Annotated in this window: 20 protein-coding genes; 12 read left to right on the forward strand and 8 right to left on the reverse strand. The window is 56.6% G+C overall.

Annotated elements, in window-relative coordinates; all coding sequences use genetic code 11:
• Positions 1 to 918: 918 nt before the first annotated feature.
• Positions 919 to 1,383 (reverse strand): antitoxin Xre/MbcA/ParS toxin-binding domain-containing protein, encoded by a 465-nt coding sequence (locus tag J9892_RS10815; protein WP_307773842.1) that lies wholly within the window; start codon positions 1,381 to 1,383, stop codon positions 919 to 921.
• Positions 1,384 to 1,572: 189 nt separating this feature from the next.
• On the opposite strand from J9892_RS10815, the gene J9892_RS10820 reads away from it, so the two are divergent.
• The 5 genes from J9892_RS10820 to J9892_RS10840 all read left to right on the forward strand — a co-directional run bounded on the left by J9892_RS10820 (position 1,573) and on the right by J9892_RS10840 (position 3,526).
• Positions 1,573 to 1,824 carry a hypothetical protein gene (locus J9892_RS10820; RefSeq protein WP_127904518.1) on the forward strand — a complete coding sequence of 84 codons (252 nt, stop codon included), beginning with the start codon at positions 1,573 to 1,575 and terminating at the stop codon, positions 1,822 to 1,824.
• A gap of 15 nt (positions 1,825 to 1,839) precedes the next feature.
• Positions 1,840 to 2,031: a hypothetical protein gene (locus J9892_RS10825; RefSeq protein WP_042010605.1), complete on the forward strand. Its 192-nt coding sequence runs from the start codon at positions 1,840 to 1,842 to the stop codon at positions 2,029 to 2,031.
• Between the two features lie 112 nt (positions 2,032 to 2,143).
• Entirely contained in the window at positions 2,144 to 2,443 is a 300-nt protein-coding gene (locus tag J9892_RS10830; protein WP_053288698.1) for a hypothetical protein, read from the forward strand.
• A 353-nt stretch (positions 2,444 to 2,796) separates the two neighbouring features.
• Positions 2,797 to 3,204, forward strand: coding sequence for an H-NS family nucleoid-associated regulatory protein (locus tag J9892_RS10835; RefSeq protein ID WP_005361923.1), 408 nt, complete (start codon positions 2,797 to 2,799; stop codon positions 3,202 to 3,204).
• Positions 3,205 to 3,265: 61 nt separating this feature from the next.
• A complete protein-coding gene (locus tag J9892_RS10840; protein ID WP_049636903.1) occupies positions 3,266 to 3,526 on the forward strand; it encodes a hypothetical protein in 261 nt (86 codons plus the stop codon).
• A 105-nt stretch (positions 3,527 to 3,631) separates the two neighbouring features.
• On the opposite strand, the gene J9892_RS10845 is transcribed toward J9892_RS10840, so the two are convergent.
• The gene (locus J9892_RS10845; protein WP_080741060.1) at positions 3,632 to 3,982 is read right to left on the reverse strand and encodes an NIPSNAP family protein; all 351 of its coding nucleotides are present in this window, start codon (positions 3,980 to 3,982) and stop codon (positions 3,632 to 3,634) included.
• Positions 3,983 to 4,640: 658 nt separating this feature from the next.
• Here J9892_RS10845 and J9892_RS10850 point away from each other — a divergent pair.
• Entirely contained in the window at positions 4,641 to 5,411 is a 771-nt protein-coding gene (locus tag J9892_RS10850; RefSeq protein WP_128296910.1) for a transporter substrate-binding domain-containing protein, read from the forward strand.
• A 46-nt stretch (positions 5,412 to 5,457) separates the two neighbouring features.
• On the opposite strand, the gene J9892_RS25035 is transcribed toward J9892_RS10850, so the two are convergent.
• Complete coding sequence (locus J9892_RS25035) at positions 5,458 to 5,580, reverse strand: hypothetical protein (RefSeq protein WP_010675895.1); 123 nt, start codon at positions 5,578 to 5,580, stop codon at positions 5,458 to 5,460.
• A 295-nt stretch (positions 5,581 to 5,875) separates the two neighbouring features.
• Between J9892_RS25035 and yjbD the strand changes: the two genes are divergently transcribed.
• Positions 5,876 to 6,160, forward strand: coding sequence for a DUF3811 domain-containing protein (gene yjbD, locus J9892_RS10855; protein ID WP_039040119.1), 285 nt, complete (start codon positions 5,876 to 5,878; stop codon positions 6,158 to 6,160).
• A gap of 392 nt (positions 6,161 to 6,552) precedes the next feature.
• Positions 6,553 to 6,762 (forward strand): cold-shock protein, encoded by a 210-nt coding sequence (locus J9892_RS10860; protein WP_010675897.1) that lies wholly within the window; start codon positions 6,553 to 6,555, stop codon positions 6,760 to 6,762.
• A 177-nt stretch (positions 6,763 to 6,939) separates the two neighbouring features.
• Here J9892_RS10860 and J9892_RS10865 read toward each other — a convergent pair whose 3' ends face one another.
• Both J9892_RS10865 and J9892_RS10870 read right to left on the reverse strand, forming a co-directional pair.
• Complete coding sequence (locus tag J9892_RS10865) at positions 6,940 to 8,325, reverse strand: ATP-binding protein (RefSeq protein WP_052816044.1); 1,386 nt, start codon at positions 8,323 to 8,325, stop codon at positions 6,940 to 6,942.
• Between the two features lie 7 nt (positions 8,326 to 8,332).
• Entirely contained in the window at positions 8,333 to 9,055 is a 723-nt protein-coding gene (locus tag J9892_RS10870) for a response regulator (RefSeq protein WP_010675899.1), read from the reverse strand.
• Between the two features lie 199 nt (positions 9,056 to 9,254).
• Here J9892_RS10870 and J9892_RS10875 point away from each other — a divergent pair, with 199 nt between their 5' ends.
• A complete protein-coding gene (locus tag J9892_RS10875; RefSeq protein WP_210538311.1) occupies positions 9,255 to 9,611 on the forward strand; it encodes a hypothetical protein in 357 nt (118 codons plus the stop codon).
• Between the two features lie 327 nt (positions 9,612 to 9,938).
• Positions 9,939 to 11,933: a methyl-accepting chemotaxis protein gene (locus J9892_RS10880; protein ID WP_039040120.1), complete on the forward strand. Its 1,995-nt coding sequence runs from the start codon at positions 9,939 to 9,941 to the stop codon at positions 11,931 to 11,933.
• 62 nt (positions 11,934 to 11,995) lie between these two features.
• Here the strand turns inward: J9892_RS10880 and J9892_RS10885 are convergent, their stop codons facing one another.
• On the reverse strand, positions 11,996 to 12,409 hold the full coding sequence (locus J9892_RS10885; RefSeq protein ID WP_210538312.1) for a hypothetical protein: 414 nt from the start codon (positions 12,407 to 12,409) through the stop codon (positions 11,996 to 11,998).
• A 130-nt stretch (positions 12,410 to 12,539) separates the two neighbouring features.
• Positions 12,540 to 13,541 carry a sensor domain-containing diguanylate cyclase gene (locus J9892_RS10890; protein ID WP_039040121.1) on the reverse strand — a complete coding sequence of 334 codons (1,002 nt, stop codon included), beginning with the start codon at positions 13,539 to 13,541 and terminating at the stop codon, positions 12,540 to 12,542.
• Between the two features lie 386 nt (positions 13,542 to 13,927).
• Between J9892_RS10890 and glnK the strand changes: the two genes are divergently transcribed.
• Both glnK and J9892_RS10900 read left to right on the forward strand, forming a co-directional pair.
• Complete coding sequence (gene glnK / locus J9892_RS10895) at positions 13,928 to 14,266, forward strand: P-II family nitrogen regulator (protein ID WP_010675904.1); 339 nt, start codon at positions 13,928 to 13,930, stop codon at positions 14,264 to 14,266.
• 25 nt (positions 14,267 to 14,291) lie between these two features.
• Positions 14,292 to 15,533 (forward strand): ammonium transporter, encoded by a 1,242-nt coding sequence (locus tag J9892_RS10900; protein ID WP_042864817.1) that lies wholly within the window; start codon positions 14,292 to 14,294, stop codon positions 15,531 to 15,533.
• Positions 15,534 to 15,898: 365 nt separating this feature from the next.
• Here the strand turns inward: J9892_RS10900 and J9892_RS10905 are convergent, their stop codons facing one another.
• Positions 15,899 to 17,041 (reverse strand): IS4-like element ISAs18 family transposase, encoded by a 1,143-nt coding sequence (locus J9892_RS10905; RefSeq protein WP_139701073.1) that lies wholly within the window; start codon positions 17,039 to 17,041, stop codon positions 15,899 to 15,901.
• Positions 17,042 to 17,416 lie beyond the last annotated feature (375 nt).

Below are 17,416 nucleotides of genomic sequence, written 5' to 3' on the forward strand. Positions count from 1 at the left end.
CCGACATATTGATGGGCGGCAGCAGCTTCTTGAGCAAAGCAGCCTTGCGCTCACTTGAATAACGAGCCATTCGACACTCTTTATCCGCCCCCGGTCTTCACATTTAGATTATTCAGATTAGGCGACAACTATTCTGACACCGGGGGCTCCTGCTCTACATGTAACCTCTGCATTGGTAAGCAAAGGTACAGAAAGCAGTAGCTCGTAGCCTATGATGAACATGGTGATATCAGACCGACTTCAACTCAGACAAGAATAGAGTCAAGGACGCTCAAAGACATGTTCTGTTGAGAGTAGTAGGTCAGGAGTGAAACGCTAGAGCGACCCGTCATCACATAATGTGACCGTATCTGTGTGTATTGGGATCCCATGGGTTTGTAAAATCGTTCCGGTTGTGACAACCAGGGTCGGGTAGCAGGGGGGGGTAAGGATGGCGTTACAGTAACGCCGTATGCGATCTGTTCATGTGTAGCGAATGCTAGCAGAGAAGTGCTTGCATAGGTAAAACAATCATTTTTTAAAAGCACGTTTTTTATTTCCACCCTACAGGGCGAATATAACCACACCTAACTGAGGTTATGTTGCTGTTTTCTGTTTATAGACATATAACTTACTACTAAGTGATGAAGCGTTGATGTCTTAAGCCAAGTTAATGAATTTTAATTTATCAGAGCTCTTTAAATTCCATTGATTTAATAAAAACAATTTGTAGGGGTAGTAAAAACTGGTTTCTCTTCGCTGCGCAGCAGCGGAATGTTGAAACGGAAAAATTTATTTATAGCTCTCATAATTAGTAAATGGACAGTTTACCGAACTTTTCAAGTGGGGTGGATGTGAAAAATTTTGAAAATCATTCTGTTTGGTTTAAGTTTGACCAACTGAGCTGGTTTTATCCTCACAGCCCCCCTGATTTATTGCTTATATGCAAACCCCATGCTGAATTCGTCCCACAAGATCGATAACTGCCTGAACTCCCATCTGTGTAGTCAACAACGTGGCTGGAGCCACGCCACCAAGGCCCCTAGCTGGACGGTGTAACCATGACAATGCCCTGAGGGCATCGTCTTCCTGAAGGGACAGAGCGGCATCGAGGGCGAGCACTACTCCATACACCCTGGCTCCTTGTGATATTGATAGCGCGGTATCTGCTTTGAGCCTGCGAGTCACAGTGCTCCGGCTAATACCAGTTAGCTTACATATCACACCCACATCAGTTTCAACCAGCGCAGCTAGCTGATGAATGATGTCCGCAGGAACTCCAGCCACAATCCACAGATGAACGTTCAATGCTTCACGAGGAACATCCAAGGATTCAAGGCGTGTTGTTCTACGAAGCGGGTGATGGACTGCATCGGGTGTCATGTTACATACCTCTGTCTGCATGTGCTCTTTATCATGCCCTATCTCAACCCACCCTGTCGTGCCCAGTGTTCAACAAATTTTGCACATGTTGCAGGGGCGACTCTGTTAGTTTCCAACCAACTAGGTTTGTGTCTTGATTTATTGATGGACATCATGATTAACCCCGAGCAATATTCTGTAGTTTAGAGGAGTTGATTAGGGATAGGATAAATGCCTATTTATACAAGTGTTTTAAAGTTGGATAAACCAATTGGAACACCACCCCATCCAGTAGAGGTGAGCGTCTATTCCAGCCCGTATGGTGGCTACATCAGAGTCAGTGAAATGGATGTTCATAATGAGAATGCTGCCGCATTCACATCCGCTTTAATGTCCGCAGATGAGTGTCGTGCCCTTGCTCGGTCACTAGACGCGATGGCTTCCGTTCTTGAACAATCGGAAAAAAATGGTGATATGTCCTAGCACCGAGGAGAGTCGATGACTGAGCTGATCTGTACTGAGCCTGGCATAGGTATTGAGCTTGGGACTACTTTTCAGGTTCTATCGGAGAACGGCTCTGAATGGGAAATCCTGTTGGGTAATGAATACCGAAGGGTCAACAAACGCAGCGGGCGCGTTACAGGTTGGAAAACACCTCCAAAATTTGAGTGCAAAGACATCCAAAAATAACAAATGAGAGTTCAATGCTGGTTATGCCAGTGATAAATAGCCAGCCCAGGTTACTCCCAGATCAAAAGCAGAAAATTATAGTTTTCATAAAGCCTTAAATAAGGGGCTCAGCATGCTCGTAAAAGAAATTGTGCCAACAGAACAGGTCGTTGACATTCTCTGTGATGTCTGTGGTCGTAGTACAAAAACGAATTTTGGAACCAACCAATACGGCTCGTTATCGGCGGATTTTGGCTATGGTTCCCGTCACGATGGTGAACGTTACAAGGTGCATCTGTGTGAAATGTGTTTTTTCGGTATACTCGCAACAATGAGGGAGATGCATCGCGGGGAACATATGTTTGACGATGACTATGAGGCTGCAAACCCAGACACATTTGGGCGTGATTATTCTAATAGGGAGATAATCTGAATAGTATGCCCCCATATTCGAGTTTGTGTGGAGAGAACTATTTCCTATCATCGACTCATTCTGTGAGCCAATGATATTGTCCAATCGGCTCATTTCGTGAGCCGATCAAGATCGTTCATCGGCTCATCTGGTGAGGTGGTCTCAACGCTCACTACCACCTAGATTAAGTTTTTGGCTACACAGTTTCATAGAAGATTGGAGCCAGGCCACTAAGCAGATCCAAACGCGATTTCGCTCACGTCTTTTTGAATAATGCTATTTATCTAATCGTCTTGGTGCCAAAAATAGTGGAGCTGATGCTGGGATTAAGAGATAATTTTCCTGATATAAAAATGTGATACATGAGGCTATCAATGAACGAATTTCTGAAAATCCTGCTGAATATCCGTAGCCTTCGTGCCGCATTGCGCGAGTTGTCTTTCGAGCAATTGGTCGAAGTTAAAGAGAAATTGGATGAAGTTTTTGCTGAGCGTGAGCAACAAGAAAACAAAATCAAGGCCGAGTCCGCTGAACGCCTGCAAAAGCTGGCTGAGTTCACCGAAATGCTGAAAACAGCAGGCATCGATCCGAGTGAGCTGGTTGGTGCAACGGCTCCAGCGAAAGCTGATGGTTCAGCTAAAGCGAAACGCGCTCCTCGTCCTGCAAAATACAAATACGCCGAGGATGGCCAGGAGAAGACCTGGACTGGTCAAGGTCGCATGCCCAAGGCTATCGCGGAAGCGGTGGCTAATGGTCGAGCATTGGAAGAATTTTTGATTTAGTGCTGAGAGCCCATGCCAGCTCGGCGTGGGCCTTTAATTCTGTTTTTAGTAGGAGCACCGTATGGGGAGGACATTGGAGGATATGATTTCATCCGAATCACCCGAGGTTGTCCAGAGAGCCAAGGCTCTTGCCGAAGAGCAAATGGTACGTCTCAGTGTGACCAAACTGCTTTCAAATCTCGGGCCTGGTGATGTTCCTGAAATTGCTCCCGATGTTCTCGATAGTTTGTTGTCGCTCAAAAGGTCAGTGGAGAGCCAAGACTGTCGGCTGAGTTTATTTGTCCATATGCCAGATGGTACGCATCATGGCGTCAATATTTAATTTTTCATAATCCAACATGGATTAAATGGTTTCATACAGACAGCATCTTACGAAGCAATCCGAGCTATTGCTTCTGAATCTATCTAACAGAATGTGTCATTATTCCTAGACAGACATAGAGGTGTAGCTGGTCTGACGAAGAGCATCAATAGTCGCTGACTCCATCGACACAACAGACATAACACTAACAGCAATGCTGTTAATAATTTCCTCTCTTGGGCCATTGCGCCAAATATCGCTTTGGTAAAAGGCATCAAGAGATTTTTCCCTATGCTCAGGGTTATCAAAGGCTCGAATCAAAACATAGCTGTCTGGATCATGTTGCGACTGACCATAAGTGACTACATCAATTCCTGCGGCCTGATGCAAAGGAACGCTGACACTTCGCATGATCTGATGAAATTCATTACCTGTACTTGGCTGTAAAGTGTACTGGAGAAACTCGACCGTTCTCATTAAAGATCCTTCATATCAACTTAAATAGATACGGATACTGTACATGAGGTTTCTCAAAAATACATTAAAAGGTGAGATGCCCGTAACTAGGGAAGGTGCGAATAAGTCACTTGGCACCAAAACACACTATTCCAACCCATTGATATTAAATGGCTAAATTTTTCATTTTTTGCGCCCGAGGTACTTATTCGCGCCATCCCTAACAATGAAGCTAAAAGCCACCTTAGAGATTTTCATCATCACAGCCCCGAGACTTCAGAACTGGTGTAGTATGACCTCAGTAATCAGAGGAAGACGTTCGAAGAGTTGTGTAAACTTTTTTATCGTATAAGTATCAAATGTTGACACGAACAGCGTTAATGATAGGTTTAATGCGATTTATGGGCATGTGGGTGAGATAACAAGGTGGATAGAAGCTGTTGTTACTTGCCATGCACCCAACCAACTCACACACACAGCAGTATTTACACTGTAATGTTCCTGCCCTTCCGTTCTGATCCCCTGCGGCAGGCCCTGATTCATCAGGGCCTTTTTTTACCTGTTTCTGACGCATTCACCTCCCCCGACGACCATGTTGCTGCCACTTTCCCCCGCTTTACGTCCCCTTCGTCCAGGCTTGTGGCTATCATCGAGACGATTTCTCCCTTCGGGAACCTGCATGAACCACTTGAGCCGTCTGCTGTGCCTCGCCCTGCTGATGTTCGGCAGCCACCTTGCTGCGGAGCCGCTGCGGGTGGGAGTCAGCTTTGCCATTCCTCCCTATGTCATCAGCCACGAAGACAGGGGCATTGAACTCGATCTCATGCGAGAGGCCTTCGCAGGCAGCCCCCATGAGCTGCAGGTCGTCTATCTTCCCCTGGAGCGCACCTTCAGGATGCTGGAGGAAGGCAAGCTGGACGCCATCATCAACGTCAAACCCGGCATGCTGGAAAGTGCCTACCTCTCACAGCCGGTGATCACCTTCCACAACCGGGTCTTTACCCTGGCGCCGACGGCAGTCCACACCATGAAGGATTTGCAGACACTGCGAGTCAGTGCCTTCCAGCGTGCACGACAGATCCTGGGAACGACCTTCTCCGACATCGTCGACCAGAATCCCCGTTATGAAGAGGTGGCGAGGCAGGAGGGACAGGTACAGCGGCTCCTGCTCGGGCGCACCGATGCCGTGATCCTGGAACAACGGGTGTTCTACTACTATCTGGCGCAGTTGCTCGGGGATGACCAGGAGGGCGACCGCTATCCCAAGGACAAGGTCAGACAGCACGACCTCTTCCCCCCGACTCACTACCACTTCGCCTTTCGCGAGGCGGGCCACCGGCAATGGTTCGACAGACAGCTTGCCAAGATGAAGGCGGACGGGCGCTATGAGCGGATCTTTGCCGCCTATGGCACCACCTCTACTGCCGGAGACAAAAAAGCCAGCCCATGATGGACTGGCTTGATACCGGCTCCAGGGAGCCGCAGTGGATGGAGCGTTACTTCATCGCGCTGCCGTTTTTCAGCTCTGCTTTCTGCCGTTTGGCTTCGCGTTTCTCTTTCAGTGACATCTGCGGTTTTTTCTTGGCATCTTTGCCGTGATGCTGTTCTTTGTTGCTCATCATCAGACTCCAAAAAGGTTACCTGGACAGTTGGAACGGGTGTTCCAGCATGTCAGCCGAATCGTGGATTTCAGTACGCCAACAGTGACGATCGGGGATCGCACTGGCCTCAGCATACTCCCAATCTTCCGCCGGGATCCAGCCTCCCGGCAGCGCCTGTCAGGCAGGCGTTCCCGTAGCGTGCTCCCCCGGAAATGACGACCGGGCGACACTTTTGGCATCCGGGGACGGATGGTCAGCCTGTCCCCGATGGATGTGTGTTAGGGTGGGCATTCAACGATCGCAGGAGCGCGTCATGAAGAAGCTGGAAATGAAGGATCTGACCGAGGCCGAGAAAGCCGAGATTGCCCTGCTGGTGCAAAAGGCCCAGGCCAATGCCGATCACACCCTGACCAACGGGGAGCGCAACAAAATCCGCGAAGCAGGACGCCAGAAGATCGCCGCCGATCGCGCCCAGGCCGCCAAGGCGGCTTCCGCACTGGCGCGAGAGAAAGCCAAGGAGCGAGCCAGCGCCCAAGTGCTGCCTGACACCTTCAGCTGGTCCGATTCCGTCAGCAACAAATACCGTGGCAGACGGTAACGGCAGCATGAATGCACGCAGATGACGCTGCTGCATAAAAGGGGGCTGGCAGAGCGTCCTGTCATCCCCCTGAAAAGGGCAGCAGGAGGCGCCTGGCAGCTGATGCACACCCGGATAAAACGCCGATCCAGCCATCACTGACTGAAACGAATACCAAGATAAAGATTGCCATGACAGGGTGTGCGTGTTCTAATCGTTTTCGATGGTTCGGTAGTTCAGACCTGATTATGTTAGGCAGTCATCTTAAAGCAGTGATTTGTGCAGGCAGTTATCCCCGATAATTCTTGCCAGATAATTCTCCTTCTTTAGTGCTCCCCATACGTATTTCTGACGAAAAATCATGGATTGCCGCTCCGGTGGCGTTTCACTAATCACTACTCAAGGAAATTATCATGTCCAAAATGACTGGTACCGTAAAATTCTTCAACGCCGAGAAAGGCTTCGGTTTCATCTCCCCGGCTGACGGCAGCAAAGACGTGTTCGTTCACTTCTCCGCCATCCAGTCCAACGGTTTCAAAACCCTGGAAGAAGGTCAGCGCGTTGAGTTCACCATCGAGCAAGGCCAGAAAGGCCCGGCTGCTGCGAACGTCGTTCCGCAGTAATTCAAGCCGGAGCACCTTCCCCTCTTTGGGCAAGGGCCTCAGCAAGAATTGAAAAAACCCGCTTCGGCGGGTTTTTTGTTGCCCGTTTCCGGGTGGCCGACCTGTTGCTCTGCTTCCCTAGCGCCACGGGCAGCAAAAAGGGCACCCTGGTGGTGCCCCATTTTCTGGTCAAGTTCCTTACAGGGGCAGGCTGATCCGCGCTTCCAGCCCCCCCTCCTCGCGATTGTGAAGGCTGAGCTCACCGCCGTGCTGGTGCACCAGGGTACGGGCGATGGCGAGCCCCAACCCCACGCTGCCCGACTCGGTATTGCGGGCTTCATCCAGGCGCACGAAGGGCTTGAACACCTCCTCCAGCTGGCTCTCCGCAATCCCCGGCCCCTGATCGCGAACCAGGATCAGCAACTCGCCGTCACCGCGCACCAGCGAAACCTCGGCACCCCCTGCGTACTTGATGGCGTTGCCGATGAGGTTTTGCAGTACCCGGCGCAGGGTATTGGCCCGGCAGGCGTAAACCTGCTTGCCCTCGGCCAGGCAGGTGACGGGCTGGCCCATGTCGGCATAGTCGTCACACAGGCTCTCCAGCAGGCTGACCAGATCCAGCTCCCGGGTCGCCTCCTGCTGCCCCTCCTCCCGGGCAAAGCTCAGGGTCGCCGCCAGCATCTGCTCCATCTGCTGCAGGGTCTGCTGGAAGCGATCCTTGTCTTCCCCGTCCGCCAGAAACTCGCTGCGCAGCCGCAGGCTGGTGATGGGGGTGCGCAGGTCGTGGGAGATGGCGGCCAGCATCCGGGTTCTGTCCTGCACGAAGCGATCGAGCCGGGTGTGCATCCGGTTGAAGGCCTGGATGGACTCGCGGATCTCGGTGGGCCCCTCCTCGCGCAGGGGCTCGATGTCCTCACCACGCCCCAGCCTGTCGGCGTTGGCCGCCAGTTGCTTGAGGGGACGGGTCGCCCGGCGGAACAGCCAGATCATCAGGCCGATCACCAGGCTCGCCACCAGCAGCAGGTTGAGGGTCGTCTGCCAGGACCAGCTCGCCGTCTCCTTGTCCACCAGGGAGCTGAACTGGAGCCAGCCGCCGTTGGGCAGTTCGATGGAGCCGTAGAGCCGCATGTCCTGGGGCGGCGGCATGCCGTTGCGATCCTTCATCATGCGGTTGTGGTGCTGCCAGGCCCGGCTGCGCTGGATGTCCTGCTTCAGCTCGGCGCTGATCTCCACCGCCAGGGAGGATGGATAGCCGAGCTTGGCCCGCACCAGCTTCTCGAAGCGGGGGCTGCGGTTGTCCGGCTGCAACGGCTCGTCGGCCAGACGCAGCAGCAGGGTCTCGCTGCGGCTCGCCTTGAGGATCTCGTGATAGAGGGAAGGAGGAGAGAGGGAGAGCAGGCGCACCACGGAGATGATCCGCTGCATGGCGTTGCGGCTGTTGACGTAACCGAGGGCCTCCTCCCTGTCCGAGCGGTAGATCTGGATACTGAGCAACTGGATCAGTACCAGCCCCGCCAGGGCCACCAGCACTATCTGGCCGGTCAACCCCTTGGGCAGCAGCCTGGCGAAGACGCGCTTGATCATGTCGGCCTCACTCCTGGGTCACGTCGGCGGCGAACAGGTAACCGCCACCCCAGATGGTCTTGATGAGCTCGGGATTCTTGGGATCCCGCTCCAGCTTGCGCCGCAGCCGGCTCACCAGGGTATCGATGGCGCGATCGAAGGCCACCGCCTCCCGGCCACGGGCCAGATCCAGCAACTGATCCCGGCTCAGCACCCGCTGGGGCCGCTCCAGAAACACCTTGAGCAGATCGAACTCGGCGGTGGAGAGGCTCATCCCCACTCCCTCCTCGTCCACCAGCTCCCGGCGATTGACGTCGAGCAGCCAGCGATCGAAGCGCAGATCCCGGGTCAGGGTCTCCGGCACGGGCAGGCTCTCCGCCTGGGTACGGCGCATCACCGCCTTGATGCGGGCCAGCAGCTCCCGTGGGTTGAACGGCTTGGAGAGGTAGTCGTCCGCCCCCATCTCCAGGCCGATGATGCGGTCCGTCTCCTCCCCCATGGCGGTCAGCATGATGATCGGCAGACGGGATTTGACCCTGAGCTCGCGGCACAGGGTGAGGCCATCCTCCCCTGGCATCATCAGATCCAGCACCAGCAGATCGAACTCCCGCTCATCCAGCAGCCGCTTCATCTCCTTGCCATCGCGGGCGCAACTGACGCGCATGCCATGCTGCTCCAGAAAGCGCTTGAGCAGATCGCGGATCTCGCTGTGGTCATCGACCACCAGAATATGAGGGCTGCCTTGGTTCATCATCATCTCTCCGTTATCGGGCTGGGGCGATTATACGAAAATCAACCGGGCGGGTTGTGTCAAAGTGTGCCAGCACGCCCCTGTGCCACACTCTGCTACAAAATAGGCTTCTACTGGCAAATTTCAGACACTTCCACGGTGTTTACTGGATACCAAGGCGAAAGAGCCTCTACCCGTACACATCCGACAGGAGTTACCCATGAAAAAGCTGACCAAGACCCTGCTGACCGCCACCCTGATCCTCGGCCTGTCGCTGGGCGCCTATGCCGCCAGCGAGGCGGTCTCCACCGCGCAACCGACCCAGGCCACGGCGACCGGTTGCCCCATGGACGGTACCGGCATGATGGGCGGCAAGCATCATGGCGGCCGCCACGACAAGATGGCCCGCATGAAGAACATGACCCCGGAACAGATCCAGGCCCATCTGCAACAGCGCTACGACAAGATTGAAGATCCGGCCAAGAAGGCGGAGTTCGTGAAGAACCTTGGTCTGCGTGCCGACGGCATGATCAAGCACGCCGAGGTGATGAAGCAGTTCGCAGAAGCAAACCAGTAAGTCGAAGTGATGAAGCCGTTTGCCGAAGCAGACCAGTAAGTCGAGATGATCAAGCTGTTCGCAGAAGCAAACCAGTAAGTCGACGTAATGAAGCGGTTTGCCGAAGCAGACTCGTGATCCGGCAGGGCCCTGCCCCGACACCGGCGAAAACGACAGGGTGGCGCAAGCCACCCTTTTTTTGTCTCCCCCCAGTTTTTTCACCTTTTCCTACCTGGCCGCATCATGTTATGTGAGCGATAACAAACGTTTCACTTTCGAAATAAATCATAATGGTCCCTCACACAACAGACGCGGGCACGATCCCGGACACAGTGGACAGGAGTCGTTATGGGATGGAATCTGGGCACAATCAAGGGGCGCTATACCGCCGTTTTTCTGGGCTTCATGGCGCTGGTGTGCGCCCTGACGGTGATCGGCATCCAGATCTGGATCACCCCCGCCCTGCAAAAAGCGGGGGAGGAGAACGTGGCGCTGCGAGTCGGCGAGATAGCGACCGACATCCGTGACCAGCTCAACGGGGTGCAGACCCAGTCGCGCAGCATCACCCAGCTGGTGGCACAACTGCCGAGCGAGCAGATAGATGCCCAGCTCCCAGCCCTCATCGACCAGTACGGCAACGGCATGGTCTTCGGTGGCGGCATCTGGCCCCTGCCGGACAAGCGGGAGGCGGGACGCGCCAAGTTCAGCACCTTCTTCCACAGGGATGCGTCCAACGCCCTCATTCCCAACACCTACTGGAACTCGGCAGAGGCGCCCAACTATTTCGATCAGCCTTGGCACAAGGCAGGTCAGCAGGCGCCCCGTGGCGTCTGTGCCTGGGCCGCCGCCTACAAGGATGGCGCGAGCCAGCAGCCGAGAACCAACTGCGCCATGGGGATCTACCAGGATGGCGCCCTCTACGGGGTGTCGACCATAGACGTCACCCTGGGCTTCTTCAACGACCTGGTGGCCAAGAAAGAGCAGGAGATCGGCGGTCAGGTGATGATCATCGAGGCTGACGGCAAGATCCTGAGCCGCAACGCCCGTCTGACCGGGGATGTGGTGCTCGGCAACCTCTCCGCCCACGCCGACTATCCCTTCGCCCTCGCCATCAGCGGCCTGCTGGGCCAGGATGCGAGCAAGGGGCAGCTGCGCACCACCTTCCAGGATCAGGGTGAGGAACAGACCCTGCTGATGGAGGCCATCGAAGGGACCCCCTGGCTGCTGGCCGCCGCCCTGCCGACCCGCACCCTGACCCAGGACAGCCGGGATGTGCTCGCCACCCTGGCGAGCATCCAGCTCCCCCTGGCGGGGCTGCTGTTCGTGCTCATGGTGCTGGCCATCAGCCAGCTTGGCAGCCGCCTGCAGACCCTCAAGCTCAACATCGACGCCCTCAGCGCCGGCGATGCCGACCTGACCGCCCGCATCCAGGTCAAGGGGCATGACGAGCTGGACAACATCGCCCTGTCGGTCAACCGCTTCATCGCCTTCCTGCAACAGATGATGGTGCAGGTGACCGCCGCCACCGACCTCATCACCCGCGAGCTGGCCCAGCTCGATCAACAGACCGGGCAGGCCAGGCGGATCCTGGGGGAACACGCCAGCGAAACCGATCAGGTCGTCACCGCCCTCAACGAACTCAGCTCCACCGCCGACAGCGTTGCCCGCCACGCCAACGACTCCGCCAGCTTCACCGAGGCCGCCAACGGTCAGGCGGCCAGCTCCCGCAAGGTGGTGGGGTCAGCCTCCGCCAGCGTGGTGGCCCTCATCGACGAGGTGGATCTCGCCGCCGCCAAGGTGCTGGAGATGCAGGAAGATGCCCAGCAGATCGGCAGCGTGCTCGGGGTGATCGGTGGCATCGCCGCCCAGACCAACCTGCTGGCGCTCAACGCCGCCATCGAGGCGGCCCGGGCCGGTGAACAGGGCCGGGGCTTCGCGGTAGTGGCCGACGAGGTGCGCGCCCTCGCGGCACGCACCCAGAACAGCACCGCCGAAGTGGGCAGCATGTTGTCACGGCTCACCCAGGGGGTCGCCGAGGCCGTGGTCGCCATGGAGCAGACCAAGCGCAGTTGCCAGGCGGCGGCCGACACCACGGGGCAGGTCACCGGCGGCCTCGACACCATGGCCGACGCCGTAGTGCAGATCCACGATCTCAGCAGCCAGATCGCCACCGCTGCCGAGGAACAGAGCCGGGTAACCGAGGAGATCAACCGCAACATGGTGAGCATTCGCGACATGCTGAACCTCCTGGTGGAGAACGGCGGCAACACGGAGCAGAGCGCCGCCACCCTGCTGGGGTCCAACCGCCAGTTGCTGGCCCTGGTGCACCGCTTCAAGGTGTGAGCCTGAACACCAGGCAGCAAAAAGGGGCCCGCGGGCCCCTTTTTCATTCACTTTGTCAGAACTCAGGCCTTGTTGGCCAGGTTCAGGGTCTTCACGGTCTCGCCTTCGAACTTGATGACCACGTTCTTCTGGGCCACTTCGGAGTCTTTCAGCAGGGACTTGGTGGTCTCGGCCAGCAGCGGGGAGGCCTTGTTCAGAGCGTCCAGGTCATAGGTCCACACTTCCAGACCGGCGTCGGTCTTGGTGCTGGCCGGGGCGCCCAGCTTGTCCTTGATGGCCTGCTTGTTGGAGCCGCCTTCCTTGATGTCCAGGGCCTTCTTGATCGCTTCGTTGGAAGCGGTGTCCATGGCGTTGCCAGCCATCTCTTTGGCGGTGCCGGTGACGCTGCTGGTCACGGTGTCGGTCAGGGAATCCATCAGGCCGGCGTGGGCAACCAGAGGCAGGGCGGTCAGGGCAATCAGCAAGGACTTTTTCATGAAGATACATCTCGCAAGAATGAAAAGAGCGCGCATGAAACCAGCGGGATGAATTGGAGTCAAGAAAATCCCTTGGTCAAGCCGTATTCGGGGGGGAAAAGCCCCGTAGCGGCTCCGACCAGTGCCCTTGTCAGCCGCTGAGCTGGTCCTTGCCCGCCAGCTTGGCCCGGTAGAGCGCCCTGTCGACCCTCGCCATCAGGTGGGACACCTGCTCGTCGGGGTCGGACTCCACCAACCCGAAGCTCAAGGTCACGGGCTCGATCCCCTTGACCCTGGCATGGCTCAGGCGCTGCCTCAGTTTTTCGGCCACCACCCGGGCGTCGGGCAACCGGGTATTGGGAAGCACCAGCATGAACTCGTCACCCCCCCAGCGGGCCAGCAGATCGATCTCGCGGATGCAGCCCCGGGTCAGCTGCACGATATCGATCAGGGTCTGGTCCCCCACCCCGTGGCCATGGCGATCGTTGATCTGCTTGAAGTCGTCCACGTCCATGGCGATCACGGCAAAGGGCTCCTTGAAGCGCTTGGCGCGCTCATGCTCCAGCCGCACCGCCTGCTCCAGCCGATAGCGGCTGGCCGCGCCGGTCAGGGAGTCCGTCTCCGCCAGGCGGCGGTTTTCCTCCACCTGGAACTGCAATGCCTGGTTGAGCCGCTCCAGTTCGGCGGTACGCTGCGCCACCTGCTGCTCCAGGGTGCGGTTTTGCAGCTCCAGCCGGGCGTAGAGTTCCCGCTGGGCGTGGATGTTGCGGTGTGCCCCCACCATCCTGGCGACACTGCCGTCCGGGTTGCGTGCGACGATGCGGCCGCAATCCGCCACCCAGAGGTAGTCACCGTTACGGCAACGGCAGCGGTATTCAGCCCGGTAGTCCGCCGCCCGCCCGCTCAGGCAGGCATCGAAGCTCTCCATGACCTGCGCCAGATCGTCCGGGTGGATCAGGTTCTCCCAGGTGAAGACTGTGTTGTCGAGGGAGTGGGGCTCATACCCCAGCATCTGATACCAGCCGGGATAGCGATGGACATAGCCGGTGTTGGCATTCCAGTCCCAGAGACCGTCGCTCACGACCTCCAGCATGCCGCTCATCACGGCCTCGTCGAGGGCCGGTAGCCTTGTCATCTCATTGTCATGCAGCATGAAAACCTTCCTTGTTCTGCTATTCGGCGCCACGGATCCGCTTGTTGACCTGGCGGGAAAACCGGGCCTGCCGGTCGAGCCTTCAAGGGGGCGACTGGCCTCGACACCCCGTCATGACGGGTTATCGGCCAGGTTGCCCTCTTGTTGAACAACAGTAGCAGCCCGCACACTTTCGAGTTTTGCGCGCCGTCACGCTCCCTTCCGTTCTTCTGCCGGCCAGATTGCACCACGGCGGTGCACACCTTTGGCGCAGCCCTGCCCATATTGGGCAAGCCTCGCTGACCAGGGCTGCGATTAATAAGTAAGTGCATGAATAAAAAGAAAAATACTTTTCTGGCGCAATATTTGCCTTTATCTGGGTGAACCACAAGGATTGGGGATATTGCATGAAATTAATCACCGCCATCATCAAGCCGTTCAAACTCGACGACGTGCGCGAAGCCATCGCCAACCTCGGCGTCGAGGGGCTGACGGTTTCCGAGGTCAAGGGGTTTGGCCGCCAGAAGGGGCACACCGAGCTGTACCGGGGTGCCGAATACCAGGTGGATTTCCTGCCCAAGGTAAAGCTGGAGATCGCCACCCTGGCCGACAACGTCGAGCAGATCATCGAAGCCATCAGCAAGGCCGCCCACACCGGCAAGATAGGTGACGGCAAGATCTTCGTTTATGACCTGCAGGCCGCCGTGCGCATCCGCACCGGCGAGACCGACGCAGACGCCCTTTGATACGACTGGAACTGAGGAATACGACATGGAAGAGTTGATCACATCCGTCAGCGAGCTGCGCTATGCACTCGACACCTTCTACCTGCTGATCTCCGGCGTGCTGGTCATGTGGATGGCCGCCGGGTTCGCCATGCTCGAAGCCGGCCTGGTCCGCGCCAAGAACACCACCGAGATCCTGACCAAGAACATCCTGCTCTATGCCATCGCCTGCATCATGTTCCTGCTGGTCGGCTACAACATCATGTACGTGGACAACAGCGCCGGCGGCTGGCTGCCGAGCTTTGGCAGCCTGATGGGCAGCCAGGCGGACGACGCGGGCCACTCCCTGCACTCCGACTTCTTCTTCCAGGTGGTCTTCGTCGCCACCGCCACCTCCATCATCTCAGGTGCGGTGGCAGAGCGGATGAAGCTCTGGTCCTTCCTGCTGTTCTGCGTGGTGATGACCGGCTTCATCTACCCCGTGGAAGGCTACTGGAGCTGGGGCGGCGGCTTCCTGAAGGAGGCGGGCTTCTCCGACTTCGCAGGCTCCGGCATCGTCCACATGGCGGGCGCTGCTGCTGCCCTGGCCGCCGTGCTGCTGCTCGGCCCCCGTCGCGGCAAATATGGCAAGCAAGGGGAGATCTACCCCATCCCCGGCTCCAACCTGCCGCTCGCGACCCTGGGCACCCTGATCCTCTGGATGGGCTGGTTCGGCTTCAACGGTGGCTCCCAACTGGCGCTCTCCAGCGCCGCTGATGCCACCGCCATCGGCACCGTGTTCGTCAACACCAACGCCGCCGCGGCCGCCGGTGTGGTCGGCGCCCTGCTGGTCAGCAAGCTCACCTGGGGCAAGGCGGATCTCACCATGATCCTCAACGGCGCCCTCGGCGGTCTGGTCGCCATCACCGCCGACCCGGCCTCCCCCAGCCCGCTGTTCGCCAGCCTGATCGGCGCCCTGGCCGGTGCCCTGGTGGTCTACGCCATCGTCGCCTTCGATCGCCTGAAGATCGATGATCCGGTCGGTGCCATCTCGGTACACGGCGTCTGCGGCCTGTTCGGCCTGATGGTGGTGCCCTTCTCCAACACGAGCGCCACCTTCGGTGCCCAGTTGCTGGGTGCTGCCACCATCTTCGGCTGGGTCTTTGTCGTCTCCCTCGTGGTCTGGAGCCTGCTCAAGGCCACCATGGGCCTGCGGGTCAGCGAAGAGGAAGAGATGATGGGTGTGGATGTCCACGAGTGCGGCATCGATGCCTACCCCGAGTTCGTCAGCGTCAAATCCAGCATCTAAGCACGCCATCTGCTTGCGGGGCCCGGGGGACACCTCGGGCCCCGTTTTTTTGGGCGCCCTCAGCGCCCCTGAAGGCAGGAGAGCGGTTCGAGTGATACCACTCCGCCACGCAGCCGGTGAACCCTCTGCTTTGCCCCCTCCCCTTTGCAAGGAGAGGGTCGGGATGTGCCGTGCCAATTAATGGATAGGGCCATGACCCCCTCCCCGCCTCCCCCTTGGCAGGGGGGGAGCAACCAAGCGGCCATTCTCTGGACGGGTGAAATCATCGGTGTGGCAGCCACGTAGGTTCGATTAGCGAAGCGTAATCGGACAGCAGTAACGGCATTGCTCCCTTCTCCCTCAGAGATCCCCTCATTTTTAGAGACTCAAATAATTCCAAGTGTGCGGGTATATAAGCGGTGTTGCTTCAGGTAGTAGATAAATTTATCCATCAACAAGACCGCATTGGCTTCTTTCATTTTAGGTAGCAACTGGTAATAGATGACCCCTTGCCGAAAGAACGAATAGGTTCGGCTCTTGCTGGTATTGACCTTGATCGTTCTCTCTAGACCGACACTGTCTCCAGCCTTACCCAGCAGCGTCAGCAAGACGATGGCCAGGGCACTGAATAAAAACAGTCGGTCGCGCCGGACCGGATTACTGATGTGCACATCTCCCATACCCATGCCGAATTTGTAATCTTTGATATCACGAAAACTGGTCTCGATACCCCAGCGCTGGCCGTATAGTTGCAACGCCTTGGCGGCGCTCAGGTCGGTCCGGTTACTGGCCAGAAACCACGCGTCTTTCATGCCACTCTTGTGACAACAATAGACCCGTTCGACAGGCTGTCGCTGCCCAGTTAGCTCCACCGCTTTGAGGGTTCGGGTGCGCCCGGTCGGCGTTAGCCAGTCCCGAGCTGGAACCTGCTCTACACCAGGGTAACCAACCAAAACATTTCCTTTAAATCTAATGAGATAAGCAAAGCCTAGCTCTTGCTCCAGGCGTTCGAACAGCTCCATGTAACCAAAGCCGCGGTCAGCGACTACCGTCACGAAGATACCCTCTGGCAACGTCTGCTTGAGCTTGGTGAGCAGCTCTTTCTCATGGGCATTGCGTTGCCCTTTGAGCAACGATTTCCGATGGGTTTTCCACAGCAGCGGAGTACTGCGACTGTGGTTGGTTTGCAGGCTGATAACCAAGGTACTGTGATCATCGGCATCGAATTCGGTCCAGTCCATGGAGACTACGATCTCGGTACGTTCACCGACCACATAGGGCACCCAATCGTCAAAGAGGCTCCAGACATTGAGCTTGGTGTTAGTGAGCAGGCGATCCACCTGTTTAACCGCATGTTTACGTTCGAGACCGTTGGCCAAGGAGAGGCCACTACCGATGGCGTGGATGGCCAGTGAACCTGACTCGATAACCCCGAGGGTAGCATTGGCGAGGGAAAGAACACGCTTGGCATGCATGTCTTGTCCAAATATATCGTCGATGTGGTTGAGGATTAGTTCGTGGTTAAACATGGGGATAGTCTGTTGGGTATTAGCTGGTCAAGGATGGCGATCATACCTCAGAAGCCGCGCCACGCCTCGCTCATATGAGGGGATGGTTAAGCCCTTCTCCCATTTATTAAAAAAGGAGGAGAAGGGCTGGGGATAAGGGAAAGGAAAAAGAGATTTCGCGGTAAACGTTGGGCTTCGCTACGCTAAGCCACAACCTACGCAATTGGTAGGTTGGTGCTTAGCCTACACACATGTACAGGATCTTTAGCGCCAACCAATTGAAATAGATATAAAAAAGGCTTCGTTTGTGATCTAATTTTATCGCCAAACAAAATCAACACGCGCGAAGCCTATGACCATTATTAATGCTAATCACTATCTGGAGCAACTCCTGGC

This window comes from Aeromonas sp. Prich7-2, from assembly GCF_017939255.1.
Lineage (GTDB): Bacteria > Pseudomonadota > Gammaproteobacteria > Enterobacterales > Aeromonadaceae > Aeromonas > Aeromonas caviae.